The 17,670-nt window shown below is 41.6% G+C and carries 16 protein-coding genes; 7 read left to right on the top strand and 9 right to left on the bottom strand.

Going from position 1 to position 17,670, the window contains the following annotated elements:
- Positions 1-46 precede the first annotated feature (46 nt).
- Positions 47-394, top strand: a complete 348-nt coding sequence (locus tag FTU19_RS12035; protein ID WP_180012252.1) for a hypothetical protein — start codon at positions 47-49, stop codon at positions 392-394.
- 695 nt (positions 395-1,089) lie between these two features.
- On the opposite strand, the gene FTU19_RS12030 is transcribed toward FTU19_RS12035, so the two are convergent.
- Both FTU19_RS12030 and FTU19_RS12025 read right to left on the bottom strand, forming a co-directional pair.
- Positions 1,090-2,253: a zinc-dependent alcohol dehydrogenase gene (locus FTU19_RS12030; RefSeq protein WP_159124281.1), complete on the bottom strand. Its 1,164-nt coding sequence runs from the start codon at positions 2,251-2,253 to the stop codon at positions 1,090-1,092.
- Positions 2,254-2,557: 304 nt separating this feature from the next.
- Positions 2,558-4,501, bottom strand: coding sequence for an ATP-binding cassette domain-containing protein (locus FTU19_RS12025; protein WP_180070371.1), 1,944 nt, complete (start codon positions 4,499-4,501; stop codon positions 2,558-2,560).
- A 211-nt stretch (positions 4,502-4,712) separates the two neighbouring features.
- Between FTU19_RS12025 and FTU19_RS12020 the strand changes: the two genes are divergently transcribed.
- From FTU19_RS12020 to erpA, 4 genes are all read left to right on the top strand, one after another.
- The gene (locus tag FTU19_RS12020; protein ID WP_180131398.1) at positions 4,713-5,717 is read left to right on the top strand and encodes a putative solute-binding protein; all 1,005 of its coding nucleotides are present in this window, start codon (positions 4,713-4,715) and stop codon (positions 5,715-5,717) included.
- Between the two features lie 254 nt (positions 5,718-5,971).
- Positions 5,972-6,982 (top strand): putative solute-binding protein, encoded by a 1,011-nt coding sequence (locus FTU19_RS12015; protein ID WP_180048235.1) that lies wholly within the window; start codon positions 5,972-5,974, stop codon positions 6,980-6,982.
- Between the two features lie 194 nt (positions 6,983-7,176).
- Positions 7,177-8,190, top strand: a complete 1,014-nt coding sequence (locus FTU19_RS12010) for a putative solute-binding protein (protein WP_180018435.1) — start codon at positions 7,177-7,179, stop codon at positions 8,188-8,190.
- Between the two features lie 116 nt (positions 8,191-8,306).
- The gene (gene erpA / locus FTU19_RS12005) at positions 8,307-8,642 is read left to right on the top strand and encodes an iron-sulfur cluster insertion protein ErpA (protein ID WP_004780362.1); all 336 of its coding nucleotides are present in this window, start codon (positions 8,307-8,309) and stop codon (positions 8,640-8,642) included.
- A 60-nt stretch (positions 8,643-8,702) separates the two neighbouring features.
- On the opposite strand, the gene FTU19_RS12000 is transcribed toward erpA, so the two are convergent.
- The 6 genes from FTU19_RS12000 to FTU19_RS11975 form a co-directional block, all read right to left on the bottom strand.
- Positions 8,703-9,080, bottom strand: coding sequence for a hypothetical protein (locus FTU19_RS12000; protein WP_162835342.1), 378 nt, complete (start codon positions 9,078-9,080; stop codon positions 8,703-8,705).
- 111 nt (positions 9,081-9,191) lie between these two features.
- Positions 9,192-10,097, bottom strand: a complete 906-nt coding sequence (locus tag FTU19_RS11995) for a matrixin family metalloprotease (protein WP_180018427.1) — start codon at positions 10,095-10,097, stop codon at positions 9,192-9,194.
- Positions 10,098-10,217: 120 nt separating this feature from the next.
- Positions 10,218-10,661, bottom strand: a complete 444-nt coding sequence (locus FTU19_RS11990; RefSeq protein WP_180004176.1) for a hypothetical protein — start codon at positions 10,659-10,661, stop codon at positions 10,218-10,220.
- 118 nt (positions 10,662-10,779) lie between these two features.
- Positions 10,780-12,720, bottom strand: a complete 1,941-nt coding sequence (gene dnaK / locus FTU19_RS11985; RefSeq protein ID WP_104426786.1) for a molecular chaperone DnaK — start codon at positions 12,718-12,720, stop codon at positions 10,780-10,782.
- Positions 12,721-12,838: 118 nt separating this feature from the next.
- Entirely contained in the window at positions 12,839-13,387 is a 549-nt protein-coding gene (gene grpE, locus FTU19_RS11980; RefSeq protein ID WP_166138659.1) for a nucleotide exchange factor GrpE, read from the bottom strand.
- Positions 13,388-14,110: 723 nt separating this feature from the next.
- Positions 14,111-14,605 (bottom strand): hypothetical protein, encoded by a 495-nt coding sequence (locus FTU19_RS11975; RefSeq protein WP_180131394.1) that lies wholly within the window; start codon positions 14,603-14,605, stop codon positions 14,111-14,113.
- Between the two features lie 213 nt (positions 14,606-14,818).
- Between FTU19_RS11975 and FTU19_RS11970 the strand changes: the two genes are divergently transcribed.
- Positions 14,819-15,889 (top strand): alpha/beta hydrolase, encoded by a 1,071-nt coding sequence (locus FTU19_RS11970; RefSeq protein ID WP_180131391.1) that lies wholly within the window; start codon positions 14,819-14,821, stop codon positions 15,887-15,889.
- 45 nt (positions 15,890-15,934) lie between these two features.
- Here FTU19_RS11970 and FTU19_RS11965 read toward each other — a convergent pair whose 3' ends face one another.
- Entirely contained in the window at positions 15,935-16,606 is a 672-nt protein-coding gene (locus FTU19_RS11965; RefSeq protein WP_180131388.1) for an acetoacetate decarboxylase family protein, read from the bottom strand.
- A gap of 103 nt (positions 16,607-16,709) precedes the next feature.
- Between FTU19_RS11965 and FTU19_RS11960 the strand changes: the two genes are divergently transcribed.
- Positions 16,710-17,282, top strand: coding sequence for a peptidylprolyl isomerase (locus FTU19_RS11960; protein WP_104426782.1), 573 nt, complete (start codon positions 16,710-16,712; stop codon positions 17,280-17,282).
- Positions 17,283-17,670: the final 388 nt, after the last annotated feature.

Raw genomic sequence — 17,670 nt, 5'->3', positions numbered from 1 at the left:
AGCCTGGTTCAGTAGAATCAAGTCTTATTTATAAAGAGGTTTATCCATGGATAGCCAGCTTGAAGAAATACGTGAGATCTGGGCCAATGCATTCTATAGTGGCGACTATGATGTGCTGCGCCACTACGAACATCAGGACTTTCAGGTGGTTTTTGAACAGGAAGGCCGCGTAGAAGGAAGTTATCTGCGTTATGACCGGATCGCTCATGCGGTACAAAACGGTGTATGGAAACCGCTGAAGCCAGACATAGAATATGAAGAATACGAGTACAATGAAGATCAGACCGAATGCCGGATCTTGATTGGACTGGAAAATAATAAACAGCGTCTTCAGGAGATCTGGAAGCTAGAGGATGAATGGAAAATTCTAGAACTTAGATTTTTGAAATCCTAAAGTTCCAATGATTTATTAAGTTACTTCGAAATTTTCTAAAAATATTTGAATAGTGTTGTTTTAAATTTTGTTTGAACCCTGATCAATCGTGTGGATAACTGCAAAGTTATCCATATTTTTTATGTGAATAAGATAGTATTTATCCACAAGTTATATTGTCTTTCTTATCTCTTAATTTTTTAAATTTAAATTTAATTTCTCTATCTTGTGGATAAGTGTTTTTAAATTTAAAATGGGTTTTTGAATTTAAAAGACTAGTTGGAGCCATATCTTCTATGTTCTTTAACGGCAACCAGTTCAGGTGAGTTTTTATCTGTTTTTAATGGTAAATTATATAAATAACTTAAAAATTAATGGTTTATATTGATATTGTAGATTTAATTAACAATAAGCGTGGAACATATTTTTAATTATAAAAATCTTCACTGTAGTGAAACTACACAATTAATTTAATAATCAAGTGAACTTTCAATTTTTTATTACTGAATCATAGGCTTATAGATTTTTCTAACTTTTACTTCTATAGCTTAGTTTCTTTAAGCTGGATCATCACGTGACCTAGTGCCAGTTCATTTGATAAACAGGCAATAGATCTGAACTTTTAAAACTGAAAATAGAAAAAGTATGGTTTATAAAATGGTGATCAAAAATAAAAAAAGCGCCTAACGGCGCTTTCTATTTTTTAATGATTGTATTTATGGGGTCAGAATAATCTTGCGGCAGTCTTCTTCACGTTTATCGAAAATACGATAGCCTTCAGCAGCTTCTTCCAGTTTCATGCGATGGGTAATAATCACTTCTGGAGACAGCTGGCCATTTTCTACATATTCAAGTAATTGTGGCAGGAATTTATGTACATGTGTTTGACCCATTTTAAAGGTCAAGCCTTTATCGAAGGCATCACCAAACAGGAAGCCATGAATTGGACCAGCATATACGCCTGGCACACTCACCACACCACCACGGCGTACTGCGGCGATACATTGACGTAGGGCAAAGCCGCTCGAACCTTCAATTTTTAGATTCGTCATCACAGTTTCAAGCAAACTGCCTTTGGCCTCGAAACCAATCGCATCAATGACGGCATCAACACCACGATGACCGGCAGTATTTTGAATAATATATTCAGCTGCATCGACTTCATCAAAATTCACTGGAATTGCACCATAAGTTTGATGGGCGAAACGCAGACGGTAAGGGTGGTGATCGACCATAAAGATCTGTTCGGCACCCAGCATACGTGCGCAGGCAGCCGACAGTAAACCAACTGGACCAGCACCATAAATCGCAACACTGGAGCCGCGAGTGACCTGGGCATTGGTTACAGCCTGCCATGCAGTAGGCAAGATATCAGTCAGAAACAGGACTTTTTCATCCGGTAATGATCCTGGCACTTTAAATGGGCCCACATTACCTTTAGGCACACGAACATATTCAGCCTGTCCGCCTGGTACACCGCCATACAAATGACTATAACCAAATAGAGCGGCACCTGGTGGAATCTGTTTTTTATTGATAATTGCACCACGGCCAGTATTGGTATTTTCACAGGCAGCCATCAGTTCATGTTCACAGAAAAAACAGTGACCACATGCAATCACGAAAGGAATAATGACCCGGTCGCCTTTTTTGACTTCTGTGACTTCAGGGCCGACTTCTTCTACAATTCCCATAAATTCATGGCCGAAAATATCGCCATCTTCAGTGGCCGGGATTTTACCCCGGTATAGATGCAGATCTGAGCCACAGATGGCAGTCGCTGTCACCCTTAAAATGACGTCATCTGGTTCCTGAATCACTGGATCTGGAACGGATTCAACTCGTACATCCCGAGCACCATGATAGGTAAGAGCACGCATGCGGATTTCCTCTCTCTAGTTCAACATTAAACAGACTCGTATCAAGGCTACCAAAAATAAAAAACACTTTTATTAGAGCCTTATGCGCCAAGAAATCACTGTAAATTAATGTATGAAATAAGACATCCGAGTGTTTAAAAAATAAACTTATATAGGATTTGCGTAATTCACTACAAAATATGTCAAAAAACGGTTTCGATAAAAAAATCAGGGAAAAGATGGAGAGAGCAATATATAAAAAGTATAAAAAAGAGATTAGCTCCAGTTGCAGCTAATCTCTAAGATTTGAATCAAGGTTTAAAACTTAACCTTCCTGAAAAGATTGCTCCAAACTTTCTAGCTCCATCATCAGTTCTAGCATTTGCTCTTCGGCAGTTTCCAGTTTCTGTTTCAGTTCAGTTTGCTCGTTCATAAGTTTCAGCAAGTCATCTTTACGTGCAGCTTCATATAAAGCGCTATCTGCCAGCAATTCTTCAATTTCTGCCAGACGCGGTTGTAACTTGTCAATTTGCGCTTCGCATTTTTCGATATTCTTGCGAATCGGACGAGTCTGCTCACGACGCTGAGCGGCCAGTTTGCGCTGTGCTTCCTTATCTACTTTGGCTACCACCACAGGTTTAGCTTCTGTTTCTACTACCTGTGCTTTGGCTAAGGCATTCTGTGCATTGATCTGCTGTTGACGCGCTTCACGTAACCATTTGGCATAGTCCTGCAAATCACCCTCAAATTCGGTACAACGTCCGGCATGTACTAACAGCAATTCATCACATACTGTCGCAATCAATTGACGTTCATGCGAAACGAGTACCACCGCACCTTCAAAATCCTGCAAAGCCATAGTCAGGGCATGGCGCATATCCAGATCCAGATGGTTTGTCGGTTCATCCAGAATCAGTACATTTGGACGCTGCCAAACAATTAAAGCCAAAGCCAAACGTGCACGTTCACCCCCAGAGAAACTCTCACATGGGGTATCCATGCGCTCACCGCTAAAACCGAAACTGCCGAGGAAAGAACGTAAAGAAGCTTCACTGATTTTTGGATCGGCGATACGTGCCAGTTGTAGCATTGGGCTGGCATTAGCATCCAAAGCATCCATCTGATGCTGAGCAAAATAACCGATATTGAGTAATTCTGAGGCTTTACGTTGACCATTTAATAAAGGCAAATCTCCGACTAAGGTTTTGATTAGGGTTGATTTACCCGCACCATTCATTCCCAGTAAACCAATGCGAGAATTTGGGGTGATTTGCAGGTTAATTTTGCTGGCAATCGATTTATCGCCATAACCAATTTCCGCCTGTTCCAAGGCCAGAAGTGGTGAACTCATTTTGGTCGGTTCACGGAAACTGAAGGTAAAAGGCGTATCTACATGAGCAGGGGCGAGATCCTGCATACGCTCCAGCATTTTGATCCGGCTTTGGGCCTGACGTGCTTTAGTTGCTTTGGCTTTGAAACGGTCAATAAATTTTTGTAAATGTGCTCGGGCTTCCTGCTGTTTCTCAAAGGCCTGTTGCTGTTGCGCCAGACGCTCGCTACGGGTCACTTCAAAAGTTGAATAATTACCGGTATAGAGGGTGAGTTCCTGATTTTCGATATGCAGAATATGATCCGTCACGGCATCCAGAAAATCACGGTCATGCGAAATTAGCACTAAAGTGCCTTCATACGCCTTTAACCAGTCTTCGAGCCACAAAATCGCATCCAGATCCAAGTGGTTGGTCGGTTCATCGAGTAATAGCAGGTCTGAACGGCTCATCAGGGTACGGGCCAGATTCAGACGCATCCGCCAACCGCCTGAAAAGCTGGAAACATCCAGGCGAATCTGATGATCCATAAAGCCCAGACCGGCCATCAACTGAGCTGCTTTAGATGGAGCAGAATAGCCATGAATCTCGTCGAAACGGCCATGTAACTGTGCCAGTTCAGCATCGGATAGTTGTTCCGGATGTGCCAGTTTGGCCTGTATATCCCAATACTCTTCATCGCCTGACAGAACAAAATCAATGGCCGGCATATCTAGCGCTTTAATTTCCTGAGCCATATGCGCCACAGTCCAAACGGATGGACGGGTTAGCGAGCCCTCATCTGCACTGAGCTCACCTAAAAGAGCCGCAAACAGGGTGGATTTTCCTGCACCATTCACGCCGGTTAAACCAATTTTCCAGCCGGGATGAAGCTGCATGGAGGCTTTTTGAAATAACACTCGCCCACCACGGCGTAACGAAACTTGGTCTAACTGAATCATTGAACTTACTAACAAGGGCAAAAGAGAATGCCGCTATTCTAATGGAAAGCCGAGAGAAAACAAAAAATCTTCGTTGCAGTTTATCCTGTTCAAGCTTTAAAAATTTATAGATTCATATATGATGAACTATGTTTTGATTAAATACTCTATTTTGTTTAAAAACCGAAAGATAGAGCCATCAAGGCTCATAATAATATTGAGTAGAATAAAAATGAAAAAAGGATTTTTAATTTTATCTGCACTGGGCCTATGGGCTTCGAGTGCACATGCTGCCCCAGTCAATATCTGTGTATTTGATTTACTGGGAAAATCGGGTGAATCCTTCAAACTGCTGGAAGAATGGGCATTGGCCAGCAAGCAGTGGGGGGCTACGGTTCAATTGATTGCTTATCAGGATGAAGCCAAAGTCGATCAGGATGCCAAAGCCGGAAAATGCGATGGCTTCTATATGACCTCCATGCGCGCGCGAGCTTATAACAAATTTGCAGGCTCCATTGATGCCATTGGCGGCGTTCCTAATAATGACATTGCCATGAAAGCGGTGAGTTATGTGCTGGATAAGCGTAATACCAAGCGCATGACCACTCAGATTGGCAAGGAAAAATTTGAAGTAGCCGGTATTGGCCAGATTGGTCCTGCTTATATCTTTGTCCGTGATCGTAATATGAACAAGCTGGAACATATTAAAGGCAAGAAGTTTGCAGTTCTACATTATGACTATGCCCAAACCATTATGGTAAACCGGGTAGAAGCTGTACCGGTAAATTCGGAAATTTCCAATTTCATCCGTAAATTTAATCAGGGTGAAGTGGATATTGTGGCAGCGCCCGCTTATGCCTTTAAACCTCTTGAAGTGACTAAAGGACTGGGGCAGAAAGGAGCCATGATCAACTTTCCGGTGGTCAATGTCACAGCAGATCTGATTATTCGACCGGATAAATTTCCGGAACAGTTTGCAGCCAATTCCCGACAATGGTTTGTTAAGCAGTTACCCCGCAGCTTCGCGATGGTAAAACGGATGGAAGCAGAAATCCCGCGTAAATATATTCTGAACCTGAGTCGTGAGGAACAGGTCAGTTATCAAAAAATTCTGCGTGAAGGACGCATGGATTTAACCAAACAGGGCATCTATGACGCTGGCATGATGACAGTATTAAAACGGGCACGTTGTACTGTGGAAAGAACCAATTTCGAATGCTCAATCAGTGGTGAATAATTTTAAAATCATGTATATCTTTGTAACTACATCGAAGGAAATGTAATTCAAAGTAGCCAAGTTAAAACATTAAGATACTGATATATTTATAAAAAAATCGAATAAAGGAAATCGGATAAAGCTCATTTATCTTTATAGGCCAAAAAACGGCTTTTATCTGGAGTAAATGCTCTATTTTTTTGAAATAAATTTGCTTAATATTTGACGCGTGTACGGACACTCAGCTAACAACAAGATTTCAAAGGATAACTAAAATGAAAAAAACACTCTTATCATTGGCTGCATTTTCTGCATTTGGTTTTGCAGGTGTGGCACATGCAGAAAAGGTCAATATCTGTGTGTTTGACCTACTTGGTAAATCTGGCGAGTCTTTCCAGATGGCTCAGGAATGGGCGCTGGCAGCAAAAGGCTGGGGCGCAGATATTAATCTGATCGCCCGTCAGGATGAAGCCGTCGCTGACAATGACTTTAAGGCTGGCAAATGTGATGGTGTATTCATGACCGCCATGCGTGCCCGTCAATACAACAAGTTTGCCGGTTCGATTGATGCCTTAGGTGGTGCTCCAAGTAATGCCATTGCACAGCGTGCGATTAGCTTCGCTTTAGATAAGCGTAATGCGGCTAAAATGGTTACGACCATGGGCGGTAAAAAGTATGAGGTGGCCGGGATTGCGCCACTGGGTTCAGCTTTTATCTTTGTGCGTGACAAAAACATCAACTCTATTGAAAAAGCCGCAGGGAAGAAGTTCGCTGTTCTTGGCTATGATGATGCGCAAAAAATCATGGTTCAACGTGTAGGTGCTCAGGCCGTAGTGTCTGATGTATCCAACTTCGTGGCCAAGTTTAATAATGGCCAAGTCGATATGGTGGGCGCACCGGCGTATGCGTACAAGCCACTCGAAATCTATAAAGGTCTGGGCAATAGCGGTGCGATGTTTAACTTCCCGGTACTGCATGTCACCTCTGACTTTGTGATCCGTCCGGAGAAATTCCCAGCCGGTTTTGGCCAGAAGTCTCGTGACTGGTTCATTAAAAATCTGCCTAAGAGCATGGCGATGATTAATCGTCTGGAAGCCGGTATTCCAGCGAAATATAAGCTGAATCTGAGCGCGGAAGACAAAACCAAGTACCAGAAGTTATTACGTGAAGGACGTATGGATATGACCAAGCGTGGAATCTATGATGCCAGCATGATGTCGGTATTGAAACGTGCACGTTGCTCTGTCGATAAGGCCAACTTTGAATGTTCACTTTCTGGCGAATAATTTGATTTTTAAGGAAAAAAGCTTAGATTTATCTAAGCTTTTTTTATATTAAACAAAGTCAGATCTGCCATTGCAGATCACGGTAAAGCAGTTAAGCTGATTAAAAATAATGCTTTCATGTTTAGTATAAAAAACAATAACATGTAGCACTTAAAGCAGATAACAAAAACAAGGCAATCAAGGAAAGCAAAATGATGCAGAGAGGATGGAAAGCCCTGGCTGTAGGTGCAGCACTCGCGGCAGTTTCAGGTCTGGCTCAGGCTAAACAGGTGGTATGTGTATTCGATCTGGTCGGCAAAAATGGTGACGTTTATGCTGTAATGAAAGACTATCAGCTGGCTGCAAAAAACTGGGGTGCTGATATCGAGCTCAGGGTAAATACCAATGAAGCCGTCGTCGCAGAAGATTTTAAAGCTGGTAAATGTGACGGGATCAGTGTCACTGGTATGCGTGGCCGTCAGTTCAACCGTTTTACTGGTTCACTCGATGCGATTGGTGCAATTCCTGATCTGAACCTGGCGGTAAAAGTTATGCAAGGCCTGGCGAGTCCAACCTTTGCCAAGCTCATGGTTCAAGGCAAGTATGAAGTCGCAGGGGTAATTCCGGTAGGCGATGCCTTCCTGATGGTCAATGACCGGAGTATTAATACTGTTGCAAAAGCAGCAGGTAAAAAAATTGCTGTACTTGACTATGACGAAGCACAAAAAATCATGGTTCAACAGGTGGGTGCACAGGCAGTCAGCGCCGATGTGACCAACTTTGGCTCTAAATTTAACAATGGTCAGGTCGATATTATTGGCGCGCCGGCTGCTGTATTTAAACCGCTAGAACTGCATAAAGGTTTGGGTAGCAAGGGTGCTATTGTGAATTATCCGGTATTGCAGGTCACCGGTAATATTATTATTCGTCCAGATAAATTCCCGGCAGGATATGGACAAAAATCACGTGAATGGGTGAAAAGCCAGTTACCACGTGCTTTTGGAATTTTGGGTAAAATGAAGGCAGATATTCCCTCTAAATACTGGATGGATATTCCTGAAGCAGATAAGCCAGGTTACCAAAAGCTGATGCGTGATTCGCGGATTGATCTGACCAAACGGGGTATTTATGATAAACGCATGATGAAGTTACTCTGGCAATTCCGCTGCAAGCAAAATCCGAAAAACTTCGAATGTGCATTACAGGATGAGAACTATAAACAATCCTGATAAAATTACTCTGATTTGACTTTTAATCTGTACAGACTGACCATATATTGAGTGTGTTATACTTGAAATATGGTCTTTTCTTTTTAAAGACATTCCATTCAACAGAGGAATCCGCCATGAATGCTCAAGCGCTTGTGCTCACCGACAATGCCGCAAATAAAGTACGCCAGTTGCGTGACAGTGAAGGTAACCAAGACTTAATGCTCCGTGTGTATGTCACCGGTGGCGGTTGTTCAGGTTTCTCTTATGGCTTTAACTTTGCGGAAAGCCAAAATGAAGATGATGCAGAATTCGTCAATGGCGATGTCAAAATGCTGGTCGATTCTCTGAGCTATCAATATCTGGTCGGTTCAGTGGTTGACTATGTTGAAGGTTTGGAAGGTTCACGTTTTGTGGTACAAAACCCGAATGCGACCACGACCTGTGGTTGTGGATCTTCATTCTCGATCTAATACCTATCAAGTTGAATAAAAAAGTCCTCATATGAGGACTTTTTTATATCTGAAGAAAGCTTAGCTTTCCAGTTTGACCGCTTCAAGCAGGTCAAAAATCACTGTAGTGACATCCTGACTCAGTTCGCGGTTATTAAATATCTCGTAGGCTGTAATGGTAATGTCCGTATCACTCGGCAATAGACGCTGTTCTTCCTCAATCAAGTCATTGATCGGTAACAAAGTCTGTTTCACTTGCAGATGCAAAATATCCTTAAATTCAAGATTTTCATCATCCAGCTCGATCAGCTGTTCATTGAAATAAGGCAGCAAAATTGAATGAAGATAAGGTTGAATATCCTCGATATCAAAGATCTCGATATCACGGGTTTCATCAATCGTACTAATGTGGTCATTTACTTCAATTAAAATATGGTAGTAACTCACATGAATCTCCAAGAAAGTTGGCCTAAGACGTCCTACTGTTCTTCACAATAACATGAAATGAAACCAAGTTGTATTTTTACTAGCCTAAACACATAAATAATATAGGGAATTAAAACCTGAATGTTATCGGGTATACAATAGGGTCTTGTCTGCCGGGCGTAGTTTGAAATCTTGCAGATTCTGTTCACCCAATACAGGATACATTAAGGCTTCCGGATCATTATGATGATAGAGACCCAAGGCATGGCCCAGCTCATGTGCCAAAGTTAAACGTAAATCATCTTTGGCATCAAACTGGTAAATCTGGATCTTATCTCCCATAAAAATACCCTTATGAAACTGGCGTGGGGGAAAACGCTGCTGGGCCTGCTGGATATTTCGCTGATGGCTTTGCACACTGTTTTGATGAACAGAAACTTGCTGATTAAATGAAGATAGCTGTTCCTGAAGATAGGCATATTCGCGCTTAAAACTTTCCAGTTTAGGCTTGAGCATTTCCATCTCATACTGAAGCTGTTCACGCTCGGCAGATGAGCTGGCTTGTTGACGGCGTTGCAATAAAGTTTGAAATTCAAACTCAAGCTGACTTTTTTGCTGGATCAGTCGTTGCTGCTGATCTTCCAGATTTTTCTGTGAAACTTGCAGATTGCTGACTTCACGCTGATATCTGGCTTCATCGGCAAGTAACTTTTTTTCAACCTTTTTAAAGGCTTCATAGTCCTGTTGGCGTTGATCATAAATCAGTTGAATGGCCAGCTGAGCATTCTCATCATAGACCATCAGATCATCGCGATTGGTTCCTTCATGCCAGATCTGAATAGCTTCCTGACTTAATTGAATGACCTCATCACGGGTCAGGCCAAAGCCAGGATCGACCTGGTCAATCCGGAAACGTAAGCGGGTATCGAAAGGATGGGTCAAACGGTCAGTCAGGGAATTAAATTTTAATTGTGGATGGGTCTTGGTTTGTAGATACAAAAACAGTGACACAATGAAAACGACAATCCCCAGAAAGCTTAAAAGACGCATAGTGTTTTTTTAAATATTGTTTGGCTCAATGTAGCTAAAAAACCAGCAAAATCCTAGCGTCAGAGCGATAAAAAGTGGCAATAAAAAACCGTGCTTATGCACGGTTCTGTTCAGGTCAGATTATGATTTTTTACCTTTCCACTGTTCAACCTGTCTTGGCATATTGGAATGATAGATAAAACCAAGGCCTATACCATTCAATAAGAAGATCATAAATTCAATTAAATATTTCAGGTTATAGGAATGTCTGGTTTGGTGATTAAAGGCATACAGCGTGATTTCAGATTTAAAGATCTGGAAAATAATATAGCTCAGCAATCCAATAGCTAGAATGATAAAGCCTTTTCCGGAAGGATAACGCTGAGGTACTGCCAGGATCAGTAATACAATAATGGCAATCAGAAAACCCAAGGAAAAAGAAGCTTCAATTCCGAAAGTTTGCAGGTAATTAAAAGGCGCGAGTACCACATTCGGCGGTAAGATCAGAAGCAGATTGCCCATCGGGTAGAGCAGCATGATCGCAAGCCCGGAAGCCAGAAGAAAAAGCTTAACAAAATTCTGCATACGTTTTTATTTTTAAGTTATTTATTTCATTATAGTTTAATTAAAAAAGATTCTATTGCCTATGTATTGAACAAAAAAAAGACCGCATAAAATGCGGTCTTTTTCTCAAAGTGACAAATTATTTTTTGTCATCTTTTACTTCAGTGAATTCAGCATCAACTACGCCGTCATCTGCTTTTTGGGCTTGGCCTTCGCCGCCTTGGAATGCATTAGGATCGAAACCTTGTGCACCGCCTTGGCCTTGAGCTGCTTCATAAGCACGTTGAGTGATCGGCATAATAATGTTTTGCAATGCTTCAGTTTTCGCTTTGATTGCTTCAACATCATTTTCTTTCGTAGACGCTTCTAACTCAGAAACCGCAGTTTCGATTGCAGTTTTTTCGTCAGCAGTCACTTGTTCGCCAAGATCTTTTACTGCTTTTTGAGCAGAAGAAACTAGCGCATCCGCTTCGTTACGTGCTTTTGCAAGCTCTTCGAACTTACGGTCTTCTTCAGCATTTGCTTCAGCATCTTTGATCATTGCTTCGATTTCAGCATCAGACAAACCTGAGTTTGCTTTGATCTGGATAGATTGCTCTTTACCAGTGCTCTTATCTTTCGCAGATACTTTCAAGATACCATCCGCGTTGATGTCGAACGATACTTCAATTTGTGGCACACCACGTGGAGCAGGTGGGATGTCGCCTAACTGGAAGTTACCCAACAATTTGTTTTGTTGAGCCATTTTACGTTCACCTTGGTAAACTGAAATGTCTACAGCAGGCTGGTTGTCCGCAGCAGTTGAGAACACCTGAGATTTCTTCGCAGGAATCGTCGTGTTTTTCTCAATGATTGGAGTCAACACGCCACCCATGGTTTCAATACCAAGAGTTAGTGGAGTTACGTCAAGAAGAAGTACGTCAGTTTTATCACCAGACAATACCGCACCTTGGATCGCAGCACCCATTGCGACTGCTTCGTCCGGGTTCACGTCTTTACGTGGCTCGCGACCGAAGAATTCTTGTACTTTTTGTTGTACAAGTGGCATACGAGACTGACCACCTACCAAAATTACGTCAGAGATGTCAGAAGTTGAAAGACCTGCATCTTTCAGCGCAATCTTACAAGGCTCGATGGTACGAGCTACAAGATCAGCAACTAAACCTTCAAGTTTTGCACGAGTTACATTGATCACTAAGTGTTTAGGACCAGTCGCATCTGCAGTGATGTATGGAAGGTTGATTTCAGTTGCGTTAGAAGAAGAAAGCTCGATTTTTGCTTTTTCAGCTGCTTCTTTCAGACGTTGTAACGCAAGTGGATCGTTCTTCAAGTTCACGTTTTGTTCTTTCTTGAACTCTTCAACCAGGTAGTCGATCAATGCGTTATCGAAGTCTTCACCACCCAGGAAGGTGTCACCGTTAGTTGATAACACTTCGATTTGCTGGTCGCCATCAAGATCCGCAATCTCAATGATTGAAACGTCGAAAGTACCACCACCCAAGTCGTAAACTGCAACTTTACGGTCGCCTTCTTTCTTGTCCATACCGAACGCAAGCGCCGCAGCAGTTGGTTCGTTGATGATACGTTTAACTTCTAGGCCTGCAATTTTACCTGCATCCTTAGTTGCTTGACGTTGCGCATCGTTGAAGTAAGCAGGAACAGTAATCACCGCTTCAGTGACTGTTTCACCCAGGTAGTCTTCTGCAGTTTTCTTCATTTTTTTCAGAACTTCTGCAGAGATCTGTTGTGGAGCAAGTTTCTTGTCGTTTACTTCAACCCAAGCATCGCCATTGTCAGCTTTCAGGATTTTGTAAGGAACCAGACCGATATCTTTTTGTACTGCCTGGTCTTCATAACGACGACCGATCAGACGTTTGATCGCGAATAATGTGTTTTTAGGGTTGGTTACCGCTTGGCGTTTAGCTGATTGACCAACAAGGATCTCACCATCTTTGTACGCAATAATAGATGGAGTTGTACGTGCGCCTTCAGCGTTTTCGATAACTTTAACTTTGTCGCCTTCAAGTACTGCAACACATGAGTTTGTAGTACCTAAGTCAATACCAATGATTTTAGCCATTTGGATGTTTCCTCAAAAATTTTTTTGTGATTTACACTTGTTATCCGATATGAGAGCCGTTCAATTTTTTTCAAGTAAATTTTTAGAAAAAATTTCACAAACTCCCGATTTATTTAGCTTAAGCGCCAACCATGACCATTGCAGGACGTAATAAACGACCATTGAGGGCATAGCCTTTTTGCAAGACTGTACCGATTTCATTAGATTTGGCATTTGGATCAATACCGACTGCCTGATGCAATTCAGCATTAAAACCATTTGCGGTATCAACTGCGACTACACCAAATTTCTCTAGTGTATTGAGCAACGCTTTCAGGGTCAGTTCTACGCCTTCACGTAACGGGCCCTGTTCTTCCCCTGCAGCAACAATCGCGCGCTCCAGGTTATCCACTGTATCTAGCAGCTCTTTAGAGAACTTTTCCAGCACAGTGTCTTTATGCTTTTCTGATTCACGCTGAATACGTTCTACACTTTTTTGTGCTTCGTAAACTGCATTGGCAGTGCGTGCTTTTTCTAACTTTAAGTCACCTTCAAGTTGTGCAATCTGCTCTTGTAAAGATTCAACGGTAACTTCTACTTGCTCAGGTTCAGCTTGAGTTTGCTCTACCTCTTGTGTCGCTTGCTCTTGCTCAAGATCTTGAGCTTGTTCGTTCTGCTCAGTTGCCATTGATTTACTCCGTTTAAATGGGTTCTTAAACATGTACAGTCCTTGGGCGTCAGAGTTAACTGCGTTAATACTGAACTGCCATGATTGAAATTTTTAATTATTTAAAGAAATCGGGGCAGGGGCAAAAAATTCAAGCACAAGTACAGATTAATTTTAGGATTTATTTGGATTTAATGACTTTAATAAAAGCAGCATCGTATTTTTAGATAGAAATAATAATTTTTATCTGTTTTAAATATTTTTAAGACCGGTGCATCATAGCGTCATTAACAGCGACCTTGTTCTGAGGAGAGAGCTGAACCAGGTTGCTGTTGCCTTATTTTTTAAACCGTTTTTTCCAGTCGGATCCCTCACACAGGGTCCGGCTTTTTTTTGTCCAGATTATTTTTTAGACATAAAAGCGATTAATAACTAAGCAATAAAGTATTACACAAAAAATGAGCAACGCTATATTATTCATTTCAGATTCTATCGCTGTAGTTTCTTCTCTTTTTAGAAATGTGTTTTCGTGGCTTATCTTTTCTCTAGATAAGCCTTTTTTTTGCCTGAAATTTGCTACGGTTTTCGACTTATAAAATGGGATCATCTTCATCAAGGCTGTGTTGAGTAAAAACATTTCTTCTATTCAAAGAAAATAACTGGAATGAGATCAAAACCATAAAACCGAGTCCATAAAAAAAGCCCTGATCTAAATCAGGGCCTCTTTTTTTATTTATATTCTGCCTAATCACGACGATTACGTGGTCGCTGCTGTTCCTGTTTACGTCGCTGATCATTCCAGCGTGGATTATTGGAGCGGTTTTGCTGAACCCGTTTACGCTGCTGTTCTGCCACTTTTTTACGTTGTTCCAGCTGCTGGCGACGTTTACGTTCGGCCTGGGCCTGTTTCTGACGCTGGTTACTCAGATTCTTGCGTTGCTGTTCCAGACGTTGTCGTTCCAGTTGAGTTTTACGACGATCCAGTTCTATTTGCCGACGACGTTCCTGTTCCCAGTTACGCTGCTGAATATTTTTGCGCCGTTCCAGTTCCAGCCTCTTACGTTGCTGTTCATATTCCCAGCGTTGCTGGTCATAGCGGCGGTCTTGATCATAACGATAGTCATAACCTCGATCGCGACGGTCATAACGTCCGTCATAATAACCATCATCAGGAAAAGCCACACAGCCTACGGCTAAAAATGCAGTGGCTAAGGATACCGTTATTATTCTTATCGCCATAAGCTATCTCCTTTTATACAGACTTCTACATCAAAGTCGCAAAAGTGCTGTAAAAATCTCACTTAAACTGTCAATGACATCTGATTAAATTCAGGTTAGCGTATTTGGCAGATGATCTATGTACATTGATATTAAGACTTATATAAGAATATGGTCACTAAAACCCTAATCATGTAGAAAAAATGAAGAATTATGGGAAAAGGATGAAAACTCATGGGTGTGAATAATCCGGTCACAAAATTTGTAATGGATAAGGGGCAGGGCACTGCAGCACGCTTGCTGGATTGCCTGCCGAGCTTTGCACAAGAACGTCTGGTAAAAGCATTGGATTATCCTTATGACTATCCTGATTTGGATCCTTATATAAAATGCTTGATGGCGATTCAGATTAAACAGGGAGAGCACAGTTTTATTAGTGAAGATGCGGTGCAGTCACGTCAACTGTTTGATGAACGCATGAAAGCTATTCTGGCGAAACCGACGCCGGTCAAGGCAGTCGAGGATCTGCGTTTGCCATTGCAAAATGGCACTATCTTTGCCCGACATTATCATCCGGCACCACAGAAAAAATTGCCGATGGTCATTTTCTATCATGGTGGTGCATTTATAGTGGGTGGTCTGGATACGCATGATGAGTTCTGCCGTTTATTGGCGGTGCATGCCAAGGTGCAGGTACTCAGCGTGGCTTATCCGCTAACGCCCGAATACAGTCCTTTGCAGATGGTACAGGTCTGTGAAGATGCTCTGGCTTGGGTACACCAAAACATTAAGCAGCTGAAAATCTATAAAAACCAGATTGTAGTGGCAGGGGATAGTGCAGGTGGAAATCTGGCGGCAGTGGTTGCGCAGCGGAGTGCCGATAAAATCTATGCACCTCGCGCACAGTTATTGCTTTACCCGGCTGTCGATTTTAAAAGCCGTCATCCTTCTTTTTATGCATACAATCAAGGCTTGGTACTTTCAGCTCAGGATATTGATCTGGTGACCAAGCTATATGCTGAAACACATCAAGTCGAACTGGACGATCCGCTGATTTCACCGACCTACGGTGAACTGAAAAATCTGCCACCTGCCTATGTGATTACCGCCCGTCATGATGTGCTGCATGATGAGGGTTCAATCTATGCTCTGAAGTTACGTGAGAACGGGGTACGTGTGTACTATCAGGAATATACGGATCAGGCACACGGTTTTATCAATCTGACCCCAATTCATAAACGCTCAAAAAAGCAGGTCATTGAACTCAGCAAGAATTTCCGTAAATTCCTGGATAAAAAGATCTGATTCAAAAATAGATGTAAAAAAGGTGTTTCACGTGAAACACCTTTTTTATTTTTTATGGATCTTGGCTTCTGGAAAGACTAAATTAAATTTGGGCACATAAAAGCTTTGTAAATATTTAGCTTTAGAAAAATCCGGGAATATATCCTGAGCATCTTGCCACTCTGCCTGAATAAGCTTGGATAAATAACCCCGGAATTGAGGGCTAAACTGATAATGCTGGGATTTCCAGGTTTGCCGGATTTTTAGCATGGAGCTTGGAAGATGATGACTATTTAAATAGAAAGAACGAGGAGATTTAGGTTTTTTAAGACGAAGCGTCATGCTTTGCCCACGATGAGTTATGCGACAAATCGTTTCCTGTCCCTGTTCCTGCCAATCAAACTCTGCATATTCTTTAGGAATACCCCACAAGTGCTGACCATGCACAATAGATTCATGAGTAGAGACATAAATTTTCGGAATAGTCGAAAGACGCCGCCTGCTAATTAAAGGATGATCCATAATCAGCAATTCATCATAAGGACCCACAGGAGAATGATGATAGCGCACTAATAGAACCTGAACGACACGGCCGAGTGGAGATGGCGCAATCCGAAAACTTTGAAATTCACGAATGAAATGAGGGGTAATCCAGTAATTTAGAATAAAACCCTCCCCCTGCAAATGCCAGGGCGGAAATTGATGGACGCTTTTCTCCTGTAGTAATGCATGGCTCATTATTATTCTCTTGTCTTTAGTCGGCAGGTCACTGCATTATTAGTCATGAAAGATTAATATGTTGTGAATCTCAACCTTTCTTTATCAGTAGATGAGTTAAAAAATGTTAAAAAAATCATTATCTGCTATCGCGTTGATCGCATTTAGCTTGCCAAGTTTTGCTGCCAATACCCTGATCGAGATGAAGACCTCATCCGGTAATATCGAAATTGAACTCTTTAATGACAAAGCACCGATTACGGTGAAAAACTTTGAAGAATATGTCAAAAGCAACTTCTATACAGGAACCATTTTCCATCGGGTCATTCCTGGTTTCATGATTCAGGGCGGAGGCTTTGATCTCAACATGCAGGAAAAAGCCAATAATAAAGCTTCAATCAAGAATGAATCAGATAATGGTTTGCAAAACAAACGTGGCACTTTGGCCATGGCACGTACCAACGACCCTAATTCGGCGAAAGCGCAGTTCTTTATTAACTTGGTAGATAACAGTTTTCTGGATCGTTCACCAAGAAATGCTGGATATGCAGTATTTGGCCGGGTCACAAAAGGTATGGAAGTAGTCGATAAGATCGCTCAAGTACCTACTCAGAACTATGGCATGCATCAGGATGTTCCGAAAACAGCTGTGAAAATCAACAGTGTGACCATTAAAGCACCAAGCGTGAAAAAGTAAGTGAAAAATAAAACATAAATGTTTTGTTTATATTTTCTTTGGAATATTATGAACTTATGTAACAATTGGTAGGAAAATGAACTAATTTGGTGCATAAAAATGAAACAGTCATGATTGGTGTGCGTTAAAAGCACTTGCTTGTGTAGGAAATTGCCCTATAATGAGCTCATACCGACGAGATAGACGGAAATGAACGAAACGCGAAGCGTTGAGTTGTTAAGTTTATCGAAGTCCAGCTTCTGGCATTGACGAGATGTTAGAAAGATCATTAAGAGATTATGAAGAACAACTTGTGTGGATTTTTACTGGTTGATTGATCGAAATTATTTTCATTGATTGAATGGTAGAAATTACTCGAAGTTTATTTGAGAAATATTTGTCAGAAAAT

Source organism: Acinetobacter sp. YH12072 (genome assembly GCF_013419565.1).
GTDB lineage: Bacteria > Pseudomonadota > Gammaproteobacteria > Pseudomonadales > Moraxellaceae > Acinetobacter.
This window is presented reverse-complemented; position numbering and strand designations above follow the sequence as displayed.